This window comes from Amorphus sp. 3PC139-8 (genome assembly GCF_040750475.1).
Classification (GTDB): domain Bacteria; phylum Pseudomonadota; class Alphaproteobacteria; order Rhizobiales; family Amorphaceae; genus Amorphus.
Genome location: NZ_JABJVY010000038.1, coordinates 1 through 17,412, shown reverse-complemented (window position 1 = coordinate 17,412; position 17,412 = coordinate 1). Strand labels below are relative to the sequence as shown.

General features: G+C 63.2%; 20 protein-coding genes and 1 tRNA gene. 10 read left to right on the top strand and 11 right to left on the bottom strand.

Annotated features, from left to right (window positions below; all coding sequences use genetic code 11):
• Positions 1-381: 381 nt before the first annotated feature.
• The 8 genes from HNS03_RS23565 (at position 382) to HNS03_RS23530 (ending at position 5,468) form a co-directional block, all read left to right on the top strand.
• A complete protein-coding gene (locus HNS03_RS23565; RefSeq protein ID WP_367198495.1) occupies positions 382-759 on the top strand; it encodes a YciI family protein in 378 nt (125 codons plus the stop codon).
• On the top strand, positions 743-1,996 hold the full coding sequence (locus HNS03_RS23560) for an RNA polymerase sigma factor (protein WP_367198494.1): 1,254 nt from the start codon (positions 743-745) through the stop codon (positions 1,994-1,996). Before HNS03_RS23565 ends, HNS03_RS23560 begins: the two co-directional genes overlap by 17 nt.
• Before the next feature lie 87 nt (positions 1,997-2,083).
• Positions 2,084-2,548: an SRPBCC family protein gene (locus HNS03_RS23555; protein WP_367198493.1), complete on the top strand. Its 465-nt coding sequence runs from the start codon at positions 2,084-2,086 to the stop codon at positions 2,546-2,548.
• 14 nt (positions 2,549-2,562) lie between these two features.
• Positions 2,563-3,255, top strand: coding sequence for a glutathione S-transferase family protein (locus tag HNS03_RS23550; protein ID WP_367198492.1), 693 nt, complete (start codon positions 2,563-2,565; stop codon positions 3,253-3,255).
• Between the two features lie 18 nt (positions 3,256-3,273).
• Positions 3,274-3,756, top strand: a complete 483-nt coding sequence (locus tag HNS03_RS23545; protein ID WP_367198491.1) for a VOC family protein — start codon at positions 3,274-3,276, stop codon at positions 3,754-3,756.
• 40 nt (positions 3,757-3,796) lie between these two features.
• Positions 3,797-4,174, top strand: a complete 378-nt coding sequence (locus HNS03_RS23540) for a DUF1428 domain-containing protein (RefSeq protein ID WP_367198490.1) — start codon at positions 3,797-3,799, stop codon at positions 4,172-4,174.
• A gap of 188 nt (positions 4,175-4,362) precedes the next feature.
• A complete protein-coding gene (locus HNS03_RS23535) occupies positions 4,363-4,887 on the top strand; it encodes a TetR/AcrR family transcriptional regulator (protein WP_367198489.1) in 525 nt (174 codons plus the stop codon).
• Positions 4,884-5,468 (top strand): YbfB/YjiJ family MFS transporter, encoded by a 585-nt coding sequence (locus HNS03_RS23530; RefSeq protein WP_367198488.1) that lies wholly within the window; start codon positions 4,884-4,886, stop codon positions 5,466-5,468. The genes HNS03_RS23535 and HNS03_RS23530 overlap by 4 nt, the downstream gene beginning before the upstream one ends.
• Positions 5,469-5,608: 140 nt before the next feature.
• Here the strand turns inward: HNS03_RS23530 and HNS03_RS23525 are convergent, their stop codons facing one another.
• The 6 genes from HNS03_RS23525 to HNS03_RS23500 all read right to left on the bottom strand — a co-directional run bounded on the left by HNS03_RS23525 (position 5,609) and on the right by HNS03_RS23500 (position 11,358).
• Entirely contained in the window at positions 5,609-6,640 is a 1,032-nt protein-coding gene (locus HNS03_RS23525) for a GntR family transcriptional regulator (protein ID WP_367198487.1), read from the bottom strand.
• On the bottom strand, positions 6,640-7,953 hold the full coding sequence (locus HNS03_RS23520) for a TRAP transporter large permease subunit (RefSeq protein ID WP_367198486.1): 1,314 nt from the start codon (positions 7,951-7,953) through the stop codon (positions 6,640-6,642). Before HNS03_RS23520 ends, HNS03_RS23525 begins: the two co-directional genes overlap by 1 nt.
• Positions 7,943-8,431, bottom strand: coding sequence for a TRAP transporter small permease subunit (locus tag HNS03_RS23515; RefSeq protein ID WP_367198485.1), 489 nt, complete (start codon positions 8,429-8,431; stop codon positions 7,943-7,945). Before HNS03_RS23515 ends, HNS03_RS23520 begins: the two co-directional genes overlap by 11 nt.
• Positions 8,432-8,524: 93 nt before the next feature.
• Positions 8,525-9,535 carry a TRAP transporter substrate-binding protein gene (locus HNS03_RS23510; RefSeq protein ID WP_367198484.1) on the bottom strand — a complete coding sequence of 337 codons (1,011 nt, stop codon included), beginning with the start codon at positions 9,533-9,535 and terminating at the stop codon, positions 8,525-8,527.
• Between the two features lie 165 nt (positions 9,536-9,700).
• Positions 9,701-10,561 (bottom strand): fumarylacetoacetate hydrolase family protein, encoded by an 861-nt coding sequence (locus tag HNS03_RS23505; RefSeq protein ID WP_367198483.1) that lies wholly within the window; start codon positions 10,559-10,561, stop codon positions 9,701-9,703.
• Between the two features lie 38 nt (positions 10,562-10,599).
• Complete coding sequence (locus tag HNS03_RS23500; RefSeq protein WP_367198482.1) at positions 10,600-11,358, bottom strand: SDR family NAD(P)-dependent oxidoreductase; 759 nt, start codon at positions 11,356-11,358, stop codon at positions 10,600-10,602.
• 256 nt (positions 11,359-11,614) lie between these two features.
• Here HNS03_RS23500 and HNS03_RS23495 point away from each other — a divergent pair, with 256 nt between their 5' ends.
• On the top strand, positions 11,615-12,760 hold the full coding sequence (locus HNS03_RS23495; protein WP_367198481.1) for an L-lactate dehydrogenase: 1,146 nt from the start codon (positions 11,615-11,617) through the stop codon (positions 12,758-12,760).
• A gap of 38 nt (positions 12,761-12,798) precedes the next feature.
• Positions 12,799-13,563, top strand: coding sequence for an acetoacetate decarboxylase family protein (locus HNS03_RS23490; RefSeq protein ID WP_367198480.1), 765 nt, complete (start codon positions 12,799-12,801; stop codon positions 13,561-13,563).
• Between the two features lie 352 nt (positions 13,564-13,915).
• On the opposite strand, the gene HNS03_RS23485 is transcribed toward HNS03_RS23490, so the two are convergent.
• The 5 genes from HNS03_RS23485 to HNS03_RS23465 all read right to left on the bottom strand — a co-directional run bounded on the left by HNS03_RS23485 (position 13,916) and on the right by HNS03_RS23465 (position 16,845).
• Positions 13,916-13,991, bottom strand: a tRNA-Thr gene (locus tag HNS03_RS23485).
• Between the two features lie 230 nt (positions 13,992-14,221).
• Positions 14,222-14,644 carry an arsenate reductase (glutaredoxin) gene (gene arsC, locus HNS03_RS23480; RefSeq protein WP_367198479.1) on the bottom strand — a complete coding sequence of 141 codons (423 nt, stop codon included), beginning with the start codon at positions 14,642-14,644 and terminating at the stop codon, positions 14,222-14,224.
• Positions 14,645-14,855: 211 nt separating this feature from the next.
• Positions 14,856-15,938, bottom strand: coding sequence for an ACR3 family arsenite efflux transporter (gene arsB, locus HNS03_RS23475; protein ID WP_367198478.1), 1,083 nt, complete (start codon positions 15,936-15,938; stop codon positions 14,856-14,858).
• Between the two features lie 26 nt (positions 15,939-15,964).
• Positions 15,965-16,474, bottom strand: a complete 510-nt coding sequence (locus HNS03_RS23470) for an arsenate reductase ArsC (protein WP_367198477.1) — start codon at positions 16,472-16,474, stop codon at positions 15,965-15,967.
• A 41-nt stretch (positions 16,475-16,515) separates the two neighbouring features.
• Entirely contained in the window at positions 16,516-16,845 is a 330-nt protein-coding gene (locus HNS03_RS23465) for an ArsR/SmtB family transcription factor (protein ID WP_367198476.1), read from the bottom strand.
• Positions 16,846-17,412: the final 567 nt, after the last annotated feature.

The window sequence follows — 17,412 nt, the reverse complement described above, 5'->3', positions numbered from 1 at the left end:
CCGCCTGCAAGCAGAAGCAGCCGACAGTCTCGCACGACGTGGCCCGTCTCAGGCTCCGGCAACACTCATCCTGGCCGCGGACAGCAGCCGGCACCGCCGGCTCTGATAAGATCCGGAAGCAACGATTGCTTTCTTCTACACCGGCTCCGTCATGATCCTGCTACGACGCCTCGAGCGCGCATTGTGAACGTTTCGGATCGTTCCTTGGGGACAGGCCCGCTCGTCGTCGCTGTTTCGCCACCCGAAAATGTTGCGGTTCGGATCGATTCCACGGGAGTCGGTTTTGAATCTCTCGTCGCCGAGCCGAGCGAGGGAAAAGATTTGGCGCTCGTGTCGGAACACGGCGGGCGCAAACGTCCTTGATCCATGGAGATGCCGAAAATGCTCTACACCCTGCTCTGCTACCACGACGAAGCGGTCACCTCGGCCTGGACGGAGGAGGAGGACGCGGTGGTGATGGCGCGGCTCAATGACGTGCATCGCAAATGGGCCCGGCACATGCGGCCGGTGGCGCGATTGATGCCGACCAGCGCCGCGACGACCTTTCGCAAGGACGAGAAGCTGATCATCGACGGGCCATATGCGGAAACGAAGGAGCAGTTGCTGGGCTTCTACGTGGTGGATGTGGACGGTCTGGACCAGGCCCATGCGATCGCGCGCGATCTGGCGGAGGCCAATCCTGGCGGTGCCTACGAGATCCGGCCGGTGATGCTGTTTTATCCCGACGGTGCGGCGATCGACGATGGTGCAGGCTCCTGAACCCGATTGGATCGAGGCGAGGCTGGTCGGGGCGCGTCCGCGCGCGGTGGCGGCGCTTCTGCGCTATTTCCGCGACCTGGACCTCGCCGAAGAAGCCTTTCAGGAGGCCTGTCTGCGGGCTTTGAAGTCCTGGCCGAAGAACGGCCCGCCTCGCGACACGGAAGGCTGGCTGATCATGGTCGGCCGCAACGCCGCGCTCGATCATGTGCGCCGGCAAGGACGATTGAGCGAACTGCCGCCTGAGGCGGCGATCTCCAGCCGCGAAGATCCCGAGCCGGAGCTGGCGGACCGGCTCGATTCCGCCGACTACCGGGATGACGTGCTGCGGCTCCTATTCGTTTGTTGCCACCCCGAGCTGCCGGCGACGCAGCAGATCGCGCTTGCTCTGCGTGTTGTGTGCGGACTGTCGGTGTCCGACATCGCGCGTGCGTTTCTGGTGGGCGAGCGCGCTATGGAGCAGCGGATCACACGCGCGAAGGCGCGCATTGCCAGGGCCGACATCCCGTTCGAAGCGCCGGGGCCAGTGGAGCGCGCGGAGCGCTTCGCCGCGGTCGCGGCCATGGTCTATCTGGTGTTCAACGAAGGCTACACCGACGCCGATCCCGCCAGCGAACGCGCAAACCTGTGCGGCGAGGCGATCCGATTGGCGCGGCTTCTGCTTCGGATGTTTCCTGCCGAGCCGGAAATGATGGGGCTTTTGGCGCTGATGCTGCTCCAGCATTCGCGCTGCTCGGCCCGCTTCGACGACGCGGGAGTCCCGATCCTGCTCGAAGACCAGGACCGGACGCGCTGGAACCGGACGATGATCGCCGAGGCGCTCGTGATGATCGACAAGGCGATCCTGCACCGCCGGCCCGGGCCCTATCAGATCCAGGCGGCGATCGCCGCGCTCCATGCCCGTGTCTCCCGCCCCGAAGACACCGACTGGGCGGAGATCGACGCGCTCTATCAGGCGCTCCAACAGCATGCGCCGTCCCCCATCGTAACGCTCAACCGAGCCGTTGCGGTCTCGAAGCTTCACGGGGCGGGGGCGGCACTCGACGTGATTGCGCCGCTTGCCGAGGCACTGGACGGCTATTTCTACTTCCACGGGATGCGGGGCGCGCTGCTTGAACAACTCGGACGCGCGGCCGAGGCGCGCGAGGCCTTCGGCCGTGCCGTCGCGCTGGCGAATACGCCGGCTGAAGCGGCGCACATCCGAGAGCATCTCGATCGATTGGGCGTCGAGGCGCGGTAGGCAGAAAAAATCGGCCAGGGATGTCGGGATCGGACGCCGCCATTCGTCCTCTGCCCGGATTTCATGTCCGGAATAGGAGGGGCCCCGATGACCGACGACACGTATCAGCTCACTTTGACTCGCGTTTTCGACGCGCCCCGTGACAAGGTCTGGCGTTGCTGGACCGAGCCGAAGCTCCTCGAACAATGGTTCTGTCCGAAGCCGTGGCGGGTAAGCGATGTCGTTCTCGACCTGAAGCCCGGTGGCGCGTTCTCCACCGTGATGCACGGCCCGAATGGCGAGCGCTTTCCCACGTCCGGCGTGTTCCTCGAATTCGTTCCCAACGAACGCCTCGTGACCACCGACGCGTTCCGGCCCGGATGGCAGCCGTCGGGGCGGGCGTTCATGACGTCCGAAGTCACCTTCGAGGACATGGGCGACGGGCGCACCCGCTATGTCGCGTACGCCCGTCACTGGAGCGAAGACGCCAAAAAAGAACACGAACAGATGGGTTTTCACGAGGGCTGGGGCAAAGCCGCCGATCAGCTCGGAGACCTGGCCAAGTCGATCTGAAAGGAGAAGGCCTCATGATCACGGTAACGGCGCTCAAATGGGTTCCACCGTTCGCCGCCGGCCAGGTTCGCGACCACCGCGTCCGCTGGGTGCTCAACGAAGCGGGGTGGGACTACGAGGTCGATCTGATGGACCCCAAGGGGCTGGAGGCCGATCTCTATCGTGCCGAGCAGCCCTTCGGCCAGGTGCCCGTCATGCGGGAAACCGGGCGACCAACCTTGTTTGAGAGCGGGGCGATCGTCCTCGACGTCGCCGAGCGATCAGGGCGTCTCTGGCCGGCCGACGCGGACCAGCAAGCCCTCGTGCGGAGTTGGGTCGTTGCCGCTCTCAACTCGGTCGAACCGTTTCTGATGAACCTTGCCGAAGTCGACGTTTTCTTGAGAGACCCAGAGCACAAGCGGCTTCGCCGGCCGGGTGTGGTCGCGACGGCGAAGCAGCGACTGGAGCGGCTTTCGGCGGCCCTCGGGAGCCAGTCTTATCTGGTAGGGGACATGTTTACGGCCGCCGATCTGATGATGTCATCCGTCCTCAAAATTGCCGGCGGCACGGAGCTGCTCGATGATTTTCAGAACCTGGCGGCCTTTTGCGATCGCTGCTTTGCGCGTCCTGCTCATCGCAAGGCCGTCGCCGACCAGCGCCAAGACATCGCCCAGTACGGGCCGGAGGATATGGGGTGGGACCCGGCCCTGTTCGCATCAGTCAACTAAGATCTAGGGAGACGTCATATGACCGAACTCGTCACATGTCTGTGGTTTGATTACGGGGAAGCCAGCAAGGCGGCGGAGTTCTACGCCGCCACGTTTCCCGACAGCCATGTCGACCGGAACAACACGGCCGCAGCGGACTATCCCGGCGGCCAGGAAGGCGATGAACTGACCGTCGAATTCACCGTGCTCGGCCGGCCCTTCCTGGGCCTGAACGGCGGCCCGCACTTCAAGCCGAACGAAGCCATCAGCTTCATGGTGCTGACCGAGAACCAGGAAGAGACGGACCGCTACTGGGGCGCGATCGTCGGTAATGGCGGCAGCGAAAGCGCGTGCGGCTGGTGCAAGGACCGCTGGGGTTACGCCTGGCAGATCACGCCGCGTCTGCTGATGGAGCTGACCACCGGTGCCGACCGCGACAAGGCCAGGCGCGCGATGGAAGCGATGATGACCATGACGAAGATCGACATTGCCGTGCTCGAAGCCGTGGCGAGACAGGGCTGAGCGAATGCCAGCGGCCGGATTGGCCAGGAGGAGACAGGATATGTCCTATATCGACGGTTTCGTGATCGCGGTTCCAACCGCCAACAAGCAGAAATTCATCGACCATGCGTTAAGCGCCAACGGTGTGTTCATGGATCTCGGCGCTGTTCGAATCCTTGAATGCTGGGGTGATGATGTGCCGGATGGCAACGTCACCGATTTTCGCAAGGCGGTTCAGGCCAAGGACGACGAAACGGTCATCTTCTCGTGGATCGAATGGCCCGACAAGGCCACGCGAGACGCCGCGATGGCGAAGATGAAAGAGATGATGGTGGATCCATCGAAGGTCGATCCGCGGATGGATCCGGAAAAGAACCCGATGCCCTTCGATGGCAAGCGTTTGATTTTTGGCGGTTTCACGCCTGTCGTCGAGCTTTAGGCAAATCCATCGCTCGAAGCGCATTGGTGCCGTCTTGGTCGCGCGTCGCCATCGGTTGCGGCCTTGAACGGGAAATGCGGCTACGGGGAGCCAATCTTTCATCACGTTCAGCCGCCTTGAAATGTAAAACGATCGTTTTACATTGCTTCCTTGGATATTGCCTCCTTGGATGCTGAACGAGGCTCATTATGGACGACACGACCACGCTGACCACGGTCGCGGGGCGGCTGTTCGACCGCCACGGCTATATGGCCACCGGTATGGACCAGCTCACCGAAGCCGCTGGGATGTCGAGCCGGACGCTCTATAAGCGCGCGGGCAGCAAGGCCGAACTGATGGTTGCGGTGCTGACCGAGCGGGATCGGCGGTTCATGCGCCGGATCGAGGTGAGCAGCGTGGATGCGCTCTTCGCCGCGTTGGAAGAGTGGGTGCGCGTTGAGGGTGCGCGGGGCTGCCTGTTCCTGCGCACCCGCGCCGAAACCGGCGGAGAAATCCCCAAGATCGCCGAAGCCGTTGCGACGCACAAGGCGGCGTTCGGCGCCCGGGTGCAGGAGATCGTCACTGCGGACCTCGGGCACGACGACCCGATCCTGGCCGAGCAGGTGATCGTCCTCTTCGAGGGCGCGACCCATGCGGCGGTCTACCGGGGCGCAGCCGCCGTATCGGCGGCGCGGTCGGCGGTGGCGATCCTTGTCGAGAGGGCGCGCCCATGAACCCGGCCCTGCGAATTGGTGCTGCGGCCTTCCTGATGGGGGCGGCAAGCACGGCGTTGTGGTCGTTCGGCGGTCAGCTCGTGTCCGAGCGGCTGGCCTGGGGGCCGACCGGAACGGGCCTTCTCTGGAGCTGCATCGGCGTCGGTGGGATCGCCGGGGCGTGGGCGGGGAGCCTCGTCGCCCGCTTCGGGCTGGACCGCGTCCACTGGGCGTTTCTGGCGCTGATGACGGCCGGCATCCTTGTGCTCGGCTCAACGATGGCGACGCCCGCCCTCGTGCTGGTCGGCGGTGCAGTCTTCGGGGCCGCTTACGTGATGCTCACCGGGGTCTATCTGGTCTGGGGCGTGCGTGCCTTGCCGGAAAGGCCGGCGACGGGGCTGATGATCGGCTTTCTCACGATCGCTATCGGACAGACTGCCGGTGCACCGATTTTCGGCCTGCTCCTGGGTCGTTTTGGTGCGGGGCCGGCAGCGACGCTCTTCGCAGCGCTCGCGCTGTCGGCCGGCCTGTTTCGGGCGCCTGCCCATTTAATGGCCGGGTACGGAGTGCAGCCTGACCGGCAAGGGGTTGCGGGCTGTTGACCCGGCATCGTCGCCTTGCAGAGAGGCAGGACGTGCTGCGTCAGTCATAGCTTCGCTGTCGCGGCCCAGCCATCCGAACGCCTGTGCTGCTTTGCGACTCCCCGGAATAGACTCGATTTAGCGCGAGCGGCGTCGATGCCCTACGGGATGTTGAGATAATCCGGCATCTCCGGGCGCCGGGCATTTGCGGTGATTTCGAAGCGCTCCATCCAACGCTTTCGGGCAACGTTGAGATGATCGAACAGATTCCGGGCCGCGCGTTCCGGGTCCCGATCCAACAGATTCTGCAGGATCTGCAGATGTTCCTTCAACGCCGCTTCAATCAGCTCCATCGGAATTGCGAGAAGCGGATCGGTCAAATAGCGGGTCGGCACGAAGAGAAACTGGGTCCGTTCAAGAGCGCCAAGGATCTCGGTATTGGGGCAGTGGGAGATAAGGGAGCTGTGCAAGTCCACTTCGACTTGATCGAATTCCGCGCTCGCGATCGGCGACCTGCTGAGAGCTTCAACGGCGTTCTTGTGCGCCGCCTCGATCTGCTGCATCGGCACGAAAGGATACGCCAGCAGAAGGGCGTTGGGTTCGAGTAGCCAGCGCAGTTCGTAGAGATATCCGACCCGCTCCGGAGTCACCTGTGCGGCGTACCAGTGACCGGCGCGGTCCTTTTGGACAAGTCCGACGCCGTTCATGCGCGCCAGCACGTCCCGAGTGACCGTGCGGCTGACCCCAAAGTGTTCGCACAGCTTCTGCTCGTTGACACGGACGGAACTGAACAGGACGCGGATCGCGATTTCCTTTTCAAGCTGCGCGTACATCCGCTCCCACTGGCGTGGTGCCTCGAGATGAAGACGGTCGAGCTGCGCCGGTTCCCCTTTCCGTGTCGACGGAAAGGGGCTGACGATTTGATATCCCTGCCCGTCGATCTCCGTGAGCAGCCCGTCATCGCGAAGGGTTCGTAGGGCCTTGCGTGCCGGCGAGCGGCTTACGCCAAATGCAGTGGCGACTTGGGTCTCCATCACCCGCTCGCCGGCCTTGATCCGACCATTCTCGATCATGGTTCTGAGAAGAGTGTAGATGCGCTGGCTCAGGGAGCGTTGTTGCCCAATGGCCTTGTGCGTCGACGGCCCTGCTTCGGTGTCGGCCGCAGAGGCCCGGTTTCGGATCTCCTCCACCATTATTGCACCATCGCCGGTAGCCATTGTGTCAGCTGCGGGAAGGTGAGCACGATGGCGAGAGCAAGAATTTGGAGAAAGATAAAGGGAACGACGGACCTGAAGATCGCTCCAAGCGTGATTTCCTCCGGCGCCACGGCCTTGAGATAAAACGCGGCTGGCCCGAACGGCGGCGTCAGATAGGAAATCTGCATATTCATCGTGAACAGGATGCCGAACCAGACCGGGTCCAACCCGAAGTCTTTGATAATAGGAACGAAGATCGGCATCGTCAGAAGCACAATACCGATCCAGTCGATGAAGGCTCCCAGCACGATCAGGATGAGCATCATCACGACGACGATCGCAAGCGGTGGCAACGGCAGGTCGGTGATCATTCCCTGAAGGAACGACGTTCCCCCGCCCAGGGTATAGATACCGACCAACGCGGAGGCCCCGAAGAACACCCAGGTCAGCATGGCTACGGTGCTGCCGGTCTGTTTGAGCACATCGAAGATCATCGATAGTGAAAACTTACCGTTGATGATGACGACGATGAGCGCGCCAAGCACACCGATGCCGGCCGTCTCCGTCGGTGTAGCGACGCCGGAATAGAGCGAACCGAGCACCGCTACGATCAGAAGGATCGGCAGGATAAGAGCTTTGCCGAGAGCCAGCTTCTCGCGGAGCGGCATGTCGAGTTCCGCCTGGTCGGCCAGAGGCCCTCTCTCGGGATGGATGTAACAGGTGACCAGCACGTAGGCGATATAGAGGGCGGCAAGCAGCAACCCCGGAAGGAGGGCGGCCAGGAAGAGATCTCCGATCGAGACCTGAGCGACCAGCCCGTAGACGATGAGCACGATACTTGGTGGCAGAAGCGTCCCGAGCGAGCCGCCGCTGCAGATGACACCCAGCGCAAGCCTCTGGTCGTATTTGCGGGCGAGCATCGCCGGCAGACACACGAGCCCCAGGAGCACGATCTCCGCCCCGATGATGCCGACCATCGCCGCAAGAATCGTGGACGTGAGGAGCGTGCCGATGGCAAGGCCACCGCGGACGCGTCCGGACCACACGTGAAGCGCGTGGAAGAGGCGTTCGACGACACCCGCCTTTTCCAGAAGGCAGCCCATCAGGATGAACAGCGGGACGGCGATCAGGGCATAGTTGCCCATCAGCGTCAGCATCCGGCTGGGGATCATGTAGAGCGCATTGGGACCAAAGGTCGTCAATGTCACCACGACCGCCGTCAGGCCGGTCGCGAAGGCCAGGGGTATGCCGGTAACCAGAAGCAGCAGCAAGACGCCCAGCGTCAGGAGGCTCAGCCACTCACCACTCACGTGAGATCCTCCCCACCGCGATTTTCAGGCGGTTCACCGCCTCCAGCAACATCAAGGTGGCGCCAACCGGGATCGCCGTTTTCATCACCATCGGGGCGTGGGAATTCCAGCCGCCGCCCGACGTTTCACCGGAGCGAATGGAGGGAATGGCCTGCTTGCTGCCGTAGTAGATGATGACTGCGAGGAAGCAGATCGTCAGAATGAAGGACACGATGTCGAGGATCATGCGAACCCGCGCCGGGAACTGGTTATAGATGACATCGATCCGCACATGCTTGTCCTCGCCGAGGGCATAAGCGCCGGCGAGCACGTAGTGGACGGCGGCGATGGCGATTACCAGCTCCAGCCCCCAGACGGTCGGAGAATGAAAGAAATACCGCATGCCGACGTCGTAGACCGTGATCAGAAAGACGGCGACGTAGGCTGCGGCTGATCCGTATTCGCCAAGCTTGCGATTAAAGAGGCTGATGTAATTCAATTCCGCACCTCCCGAGGCTACGGAGCGCTTGAAAAGGAGCCGGGCCCATCCCCGCATAATGCTTGGAGGCGGGCCCGGTCTTGTTTGGCGGTATCAGTTGTTGATCAGCCCAATATCGCGCATGTAGGCGAGCTGGCTCTGCAGGGCGCGTTCGGCGAGGTCGCTTTGCGATGCGTAGCTCTTCCAAACATCGACGGCCGCGTTACGGAACTTCTGCTTGTCCTCGTCGCTCCAGTTGATGAGGGTCACGCCCTCGCCGCGAAGCCGCTCTGCCGCTTCCTCGTCTTTTTGTTGCATCGTCGTTGCCATATCGTCGGCAAAGGCGCGGACGGCTTCCGTCAGGGTCGCCTGCAGCTCGGGAGACAAGGAGTCCCAAACCTCTTTGCGGATCGTGACGTCGGCAATCGCCATGGAGTGGACGCTTGGGTAGAGCGCGTATTTCGCGATGTCATGGAAGCCGAGCTCTTCGTTCATCGACAAAGTGCCCCAGTCGGCGCCGTCGACGACGCCCTTATCGAGCGCGCTGTAGACTTCCGTTCCCGCCATTTCGATGGGAATGGCGCCGAACTTGGCGAACACGTCGGAGAACATGCCTTTCGACATTCTCAGCTTCAGACCTTTGAGATCCTCGGGGCTTTCGACCGGCTCCAGGAGCGGCAGCGACTCCGCACCCCAGGTGGTGACGCCAATCGGATAGAGACCGAACGGTTCGTAGGCTTCGCGCAACAGCTCCAGACCACCGTGATCGTAGTGGTAGTCCAGGAGCTGCTGCGGCTCCTGATAGGCGCCGACCAGACCGCCAAGGATCGCGAACGCCGGCTCTCGCCCGGTCCAGTAGGCCGGGGCGTTGTGCTGGCCGTCGAGGACGCCCATCTGCACGGCGTCCAGCGTTTCGGCCGTTCCCACGACCGCGCCGGCGGGCAGCGCCCGAATCTTGACCTGGCCGTCGGTCCGCTCGGCAACGTCGTCGGCGAAACGCTCAAAGCTTTTCTGGGTGGCGGTACCCGCCTGCCAGAGGCTCTGCATCGTCCAATTGTAGTCTTGCGCGACGGCAGGCGCCGTCGTCGCGAGCGAGGCGGCCGCCAGCGCGGCCGCTGATGCCATGAGCTTGAAACCACTCCTCATTTTTCGCTTCCTCCTTGCGAATGGGATCGGAACCGGCGGCGCATGCTCTGTCGTCGTGCGGTTCCGCGTAAGCCGCGAACGGCTCATTCTTCGCGCGGCATCGATGGACCGAACTGATCGCATCGGGGCCGCACAGCCTTGCTGTCAGCGGGCGGGTGCGTGCTCGGCCGCGACGATGGTCTGGCGCTGACGGCCGAGCCCCGAGATGCCGAGTTCGACCACGTCACCCGGCTTCAGCCAGATCGGCTCGGGCTTGTGGCCCATACCGACACCCGGCGGCGTGCCGGTGGCGATAACGTCGCCGGGAAGTAGGGTCATGTACCGGCTCAGATCTGCCACCAGGGTGGTCACCGAGAAGACCATCTTTTCGGTGTTTCCGGTCTGCATGCGCGTTCCGTTGACATCGAGCCAGAGATCGAGCGCATTCGGGTCGGCAACCTCGTCCGGCGTCACGAGCCAGGGACCGATCGGGCCGAACGTGTCGCAGCCTTTACCCTTGTCCCATTGCGTCGTTTCCATCTGAAAGGCGCGCTCCGAGACGTCGTTGAGCAAGCAATAGCCGGCAATGACGCTTGGGACCTCCGTCTCTGAGATGTTGCGTGCCGTGCGAGCGATCACGATGCCGAGCTCGACCTCCCAGTCGAGCTTTGTCGAGCCGACCGGCTGCACCGTATCGTCGTTGGGGCCGCAGATTGCCGAGGGGGCCTTCAAGAAGACGATCGGGCTCTTGGGAAGAGGCATGCCCGCCTCTGCCGCGTGATCGGAATAGTTGAGCCCAATGCAGATATATTTGGAGATGCCTTCCCAAGGCACGCCGATCCGGGGATTGCCCTCGACGATCGGATAGGTGGTGAGGTCGAGATCCGCAAGTTCCTGTAGCAGCCCGGCTTCGAAGGACGCCGAGTGGAGCGCAGAGACCTTCGACGAAAGATCCCTGATGGCGCCGTTCGCGTCGACCGCCCCGACCTTCTCGCTGCCCTGATCTCCGAATCTTAGAAGCTTCATCGTGTCTCCTTACAGGCCCACTCGGCCTACTTTCATGGTCACAACAGCGTCGAGCCGGCATCGACCACGAGGGCGGCGCCGTTCATGTGGCTTGCTTCATCGGAGGCGAGAAAGGCGATCGTGTTCGCGATCTCTTCGGGCAACGCGTGCGTCGCCCGCCCGGCGCGGACGATCCCGCCGCTCGCTTGCTGTTCGATGCTCTGGATCATGCGGCCCTCGATGGGGCCCGGCAGGACCGCGTTGACACGTACTCCGCTTCCAGCAACGTCCAACGCGGCAACGCGCGTCAGCCCGAGGACGGCGTGCTTGCTCGCGACATACCCGGCCAGTCCGCCTCGCGCCCGTATCGAAGAGGTCGAAGCGACGTTCACGACGCTGCCGTATCCGCGCCGGGTCATGCGCGGAAGCGCAGCCTTCATGGCCAGGAAGGTGCCTTTCACGTTCACGGCCATGACCTGATCGAAGACGCTCTCGGGATAATCGGCGATCGCTGCGACCGCACCTTCGATGCCGGCACAGTTCACCAGAACGGTCAGACCGCCAAGCGTCCGTTCGACCTCGTCGAGACAGTTTTTCAGAAGCTCGTGGCTGGTCACGTCCGCTTGCAGCGCAACTCCGTGTCCTCCTGCGGCCCCGAGATCCGAAAGGGTCTGCTCCGCGTTCGCCAGGTTGTTGTCGACGAGCGCGATCGCGGCCCCGGTCCGGGCGAGCCGAAGCGCGGTGGCTCGACCGAGATCGCCACCCCCGCCGATGACGAGGGCGACGTTCGGATGTGTCGAGGGTGCGCTTGTTTCCATTCCTCTCTCGGCGGCTTATCGATGTGTATTTTGGATACGTTGTACGATTATGATTTGCGCCGTCAAGTGCATCCGTTGATATCCGGCATGGTTGAGACGTCCCTCCAAACAGAGCAACCAAAGCGCTCGAAACGGTGGATTTGATCGCGCGCCAAATGGATTGACAGTCCATCCCTGTTGCGTACTTTGCATACGAAATTCGCATCGAGGCGCCGGCGAGGTCAGCCGATGCCTATCGGCAAAGAGTTTTGAACGTATGGATGTCGACCGGACTGTCACCGCGATCGAGGATCTTCGGATTTTGGCGCGTCGCCGTGTCCCCCGCATGTTCTACGACTACGTGGATTGCGGGTCTTGGAGCGAGGCCACCTATCGCGCCAACAGCCAAGATTTCGCGCGCTGTAAGCTGAAACAGCGTGTGGCGGTGAACATCGAGGGCCGCACGACCGAAGCGACGCTTCTGGGTGATCGGGCTGCGATGCCGGTCGCGTTGGCACCGGCCGGCCTGGCCGGAATGCAACGCGCGGACGGAGAAATTCTGGCGGCCCGCGCCGCCGGCGCCTTCGGGGTGCCGTTCACGCTGTCCACAATGAGCGTGTGCTCGCTGGAGGATGTGGCGGCGGCGACCCAGCGTCCATTCTGGTTCCAGCTCTATATGATGAAGGACCGGGCCTTCATGAGCGAGCTGATCGATCGGGCCAAGGCCGCCGGCTGCTCAGCGCTCGTCCTGACCCTCGATCTCCAGGTTCAAGGACAGCGGCACAAGGACATCAAAAACGGCCTCTCGACACCGCCGAAGCTCAGCATCGCCAATCTCATCGACATGGCGACGAAGCCGCGTTGGTGTTTGGGGATGCTGCGAACCAGCCGCCGCACCTTCGGCAATATCGTCGGCCATGCGCCAGATATCGATGACACGGCTTCGATGGCGCTGTGGGTCAGCGAGCAGTTCGACCAGACCCTTGATTGGGACGATGTCGATTGGGTCAAGCAGCGCTGGGGCGGCACGCTGATCCTGAAGGGCATCATGGACCCCGACGATGCGCGACTCGCAGCCTCGGCCGGAGCGGATGCCATCGTCGTGTCCAATCATGGCGGGCGGCAGCTCGATGGAGCGCCATCCAGCATTCGGGCGCTGCCGGAGATCGTCGAAGCCGTCGGCGACCGCGTCGAGATTCACTTCGACAGCGGTGTCCGCTCCGGCCAGGACGTGTTCAAGGCGCTCGCCCTTGGCGCCAAGGGGGTGCACATCGGGCGCGCCTACATGTACGGGCTCGGCGCGCTCGGCGAAGAGGGTGTCTCCCGCTGCCTTCGCATTCTTCACAAAGAACTGGACCTGACCATGGCGTTGTGCGGGGTCCGCACGATCGACGCGATCACGCGCGACACCCTCGTCCAATGAGGACCGGTCAGGTGGCGACCATCATCAGGAGGAAGTAGATGTTCGGAAACTTCAAGCTCTATCCCAAAAGCGGGGTCAATCCGCACCATTCGCCGGCCTATCCGCTGGAGTGGGACTGCACTTTGCAGACGGTCGAAGTGATTACGCGGGTTGATCCGGCGAAGATCGACGCCATGCTCGAAGGGTCGGGCTTTGAGCGGGTGAACGACCGCGTCGCCTTCCGCTTCATGCTGTCGCCGGGGCACACCCTGTCGCTGCACAAGGGCAAGATGTTCGACCTGATGATCACGGTCCCGGTTCGCTATCAGGACCTGTTCACGCAGACGCACGTGTACATGTACTGCAGCGATCCGATCGGCATGGTCGCCGGCCGCGAGCTCTTCGGCTACACGAAGAAAGACTGTACCTATCAATTCGAGGAGGATAGCTGGGGCGCTATCCGCGGCTGGGTGAACCGGCGCGGTTTCCAACTCGCCGAATTCTCCTTCATTCCCGACGATTCCGCCCCCCTGGTCCGGCTGGTCGATGGCGACGAGCAGCCCGGCGGCGAAATCCATGTGCGGCGTCTGCCCCATCCCGAACGCCCCGAGCCGGCCTACGAGGATATCGTGTACCGGCGTACGCCGTTGGAGTATTCGGCCCCGGCAACCGGCAAGATCGACCTCAAGCTCTATCCCAGCGAGTTCGATCCGATCGCCGACATGGAGCCGGAGGTGCTGGGCGCCCACTACATGGCCTCGCGCGTTTACGCGGGCGGGTTCGACTTGGAAGATCGTCGGCTTATCAAGCGCCTGACGCCCTAAAGAGGCGCCGGAATGGCTCTGGCGTGCATAGCAAAGCGGGCCCCCACGCCAGAGCCGCGCCCTTCGACCAGATCTATAGATCTGGCGAAACCCAAGCCGGGTGCACCCACTGTCTCGCTCTCGATCAAGGCACACCGTCGCATTGGCAAGCGGTGCAATGCCCAGCCAAAAGTCTGGCTGGACAAACAAGGCCAATGGAACCCAGAGAAGCACTGACGAGCGATCCGTTTGCCCGCGGAGGTGTGCGCCTCAAGCGAAGAAATGGTTGGCCGGAATCGGCAAAGATATTTGCGGCCGAGCACCGCGTTGGCAGGATCCCTGCGAGGACCAACATTGTGCTGGAAGCAGGAAGTGGTGCCGCACGCCGGACTCGAACCAGCGACCCCATCATTACGAATGACGTGCTCTACCAACTGAGCTAGTGCGGCTTACCGGAAGCGGCCCAGGGCCGGCTTCGTCGGCGTTCGGTCCACGCAAATACGTGGCCTGCCGGGGCAGGGCCGGAACGCGTCCCGCGGATGTACCGGCAAGCGGGCGGCATTTCAAGTCGGGTCCGACAATTTCGACACCGGTAGGGTTCGTTTCTGCGCGCCCGGCCCGAGTCACTCCATCGACGGTCCCCGGACGCGTGTCCTTTCACGCTGTGCTGCGGGTGTGGTTAGCGGATCCGCGCGCCGGTCTCGTCGATGACTTTCTCGCCATCCTCCTTGGCGAAGGCCCCGGTCTGCGGGGCATCCAGGAGATCGAGCACCGTTTCCGACGGCCGGCAGAGCTTGACGCCACGCGGCGCGACCACGATCGGCCGGTTGATCAGGATCGGGTGCGCCATCATGAAATCGATCAGCTCGTCGTCGCTCCATTTCGGATCGTCCAGACCGAGCTCGTCATAGGGTGTGCCCTTGCGGCGCAGAAGTTCGCGCACCGGAATGTCCATGCGGGCGATCAGGTCGACCAGCTCGTCGCGGGTGGGTGGCGTCTTCAGATATTCGATGACGACGGGCTCGATCCCGGCATTGCGGATCAGGCCGAGCACGTTGCGCGACGTTCCGCACTTCGGATTGTGGTAGATCGTGACGGTCATCCTCGATCCTCGCTAAAACACTCAATCACGGAGCCGGGCGATTTGCGTAAGCCAGCGCGCGACTGTGCGCCGGCGTTTGGTTTCAGCGCGTTTCCGGACAGAAAATCGGTGTCCACTTTTTCTGGAAACGCTCCGGCCCGCCCCCGCCTCGCCGCGAGCGCAGTGAACGGTGTGTGAGCAGTAGATCGATTCTCACGTTTCCCGGCCGCGCTCAAGCCTTGGGAAAGCGGTGCTGGGTGGCGTTGGCGAACGCGACCAGCGACAGCATCACCGGCACTTCGACCAGCACGCCGACGACGGTGGCAAGGGCCGCACCCGATCCGAGCCCGAACAGGCCGATCGCGACGGCGACCGCCAGCTCGAAAAAGTTCGAGGTGCCGATCAGCGCACACGGGGCGGCCACGTTGAAAGGCACGCGCCAGGCCCAAGCCGCGGCATAGGTGAGTGCGAAAATGCCGTAGGACTGGATCAGGAGCGGGACTGCGATCATCAGGATCAGCACCGGCTTGTCGACGATGACATGGCCCTGGAAACCGAACAGCAGGAGCACGGTCGCAAGCAGGCCGACGACGGAGATTGGCTTGACCGCGCTGGTGAAGTGCTCGACGGCGTCGGTGGCGCTTTCGCCGCGCTTGGCGTGCGCGGTCAGCCAGCGCCGGGTCGCAGCGCCCGCAGCCAGCGGGATCACGACGTAGAGCCCGACGGAGAGAAGCAGCGTCTCCCACGGCACGGCGATATCGGTGACGCCAAGCAGAATCGCCACGATCGGCGCGAAGGCGAATATCATCACGATGTCGTTGGCGGAAACCTGAACCAGCGTGTAGGTCGCGTCACCCCGTGTCATCTGCGACCAGACAAAGACCATCGCGGTGCAGGGGGCCGCGCCTAAGAGGATCAGGCCGGCGATATATTGCTGGGCGTCGGCCGGCGCGATCCAGGGCGCGAACACGACCTCGAAGAACAGGACGCCGAGCGCGGCCATGGTAAACGGCTTCACCAGCCAGTTGACTGCAAGCGTCAGCACCAGTCCTTTCGGGCGGTCGCCGATGTGGCTGAGGCTGGAGAAGTCGACCGCCACCATCATCGGGTAGACCATCGCCCAGATCAGGATCGCGACGGGCAGGTTGACGGAGGCATATTCCAGGTCGGCCAGCGCGCCGAACACGCCCGGAAGCAAGGTGCCGAGGGCGATGCCGGCGAGGATGCAGAGCCCGACCCAGAGGGAAAGCCATTTCTCAAAGATGCCGAGCCCGGAAGCAGGCGGCGCGGCGCAGGCGGAAGCGCTGTCGGTCATCGTCGTCACTCTTTCGGAAGGAGGGCTTACGCCGGCTCGGATGTGTCGGTCTTGCCGATCCGGTCGAGCTGGCGCTGCAGGCTCAATTGGTCGAGCGAGGCCATCGGCAGGTTCAGGAAGATCGAGATGCGGGAATTCAGCATCCGGAAGGTGTCGGCGAAGGCGAAGCGCTTCTCCGCCTCGGTGCCCTCGGCCGCGGCCGGATCGGGCACGCCCCAGTGCGCCGTCATCGGCTGGCCGGGCCAGACCGGGCAGGATTCGGCGGCCGCCTGATCGCAGACGGTAAAGACGAAATCCATCACCGGGGCACCGGGATCGGCAAACTCCGACCAGCTCTTGGAGCGCAGGTCGCCGGTCTGGAAGTTGAGACGCTCAAGCAGCTCCAGCGCGTAAGGGTGGACATCGCCCTTGGGATGGCTGCCGGCGGAATAGGCCCGGAAGCGCCCGGCACCGTCGCGGTTCAAAATCGCCTCGGCCATGATGGAGCGGGCGGAATTGCCGGTGCAGAGAAACAAAACGTTCTTATGGGTGTTCATTGGTTCCTCCGGTGCGTTCGGGCCCGGTCCAAGGGGTTAGGTTATGCCTGCGAAGCGGGTGCGCGGCAGGCGACAAGGTCTTCAGGCGGGAGGCACACTTCCGGATGTCCGGCGCAGCAGTCGGCCATCAGGTAGACCAGTAAGGCCCGCATTCGATCGAGGTCGACCCGGTAGCGGATGCTGCGGCCCTCGCGCTCGGCCTTGGCCAGCCCGCTGCGCACCAGCAGCGCCAGATGGGTCGAAAGCGTGTTGGCGCGCACATCCAGCGTTTCCGCGATCGCGCCGGCGGCGAGGCCATCGGGCTCGGCCTTTACGAGGAGGCGAAACACGGACAGGCGGGTTTCGTGAGCGAGCGCGCCAAGCGCGTCCAAGGCATTTTTCTTTTCCATAATTCGAGAAATATCGAAATAAAAAGATTGTGTCAAGCGCGACGTCTGGCCGGGGCGGTCCTCTCACCCATTGAGGCAAAGCCACGCGGGTTCCGGATGCCGCGTTTCACCGCGTGCGTTTGGGCTCGCCTTGCTTCTTCGGCGCTGCGCTATTGCGTAATCATTCCAGCTCCGGTGCGCGAAAAGTCGCCGACGGTACACCATTTCCGTGCGCAAAGCTGGCCCGATCAAACGATCGGCGGCTCAAGAGTCACGTCTATGGTTGCAGCCTATTCGTCGTTGTGCTGTTGGTATTCTCAATCGGCCGCGTCGCCATAAGATTCAACTAGGGGCAAGCATGTCTTTTCATTCGAAGACGTTTCTCGCGCGGCAGACGAATTGTTCAGTATTGCACGATCATCTTCATGGGGGCGGGCATGCCTGCGGCTGCGGCGGGCCGGCCGCGCTGGCCGTCAGCGAGAAGGTGACGGCGGATTTCTCCCGCCGCGCCCTGCTGGTCGGGGCGGCGGCGGCCTCGGTCGCGCCCTTTCTCGGCCTGAAGGCGGACAA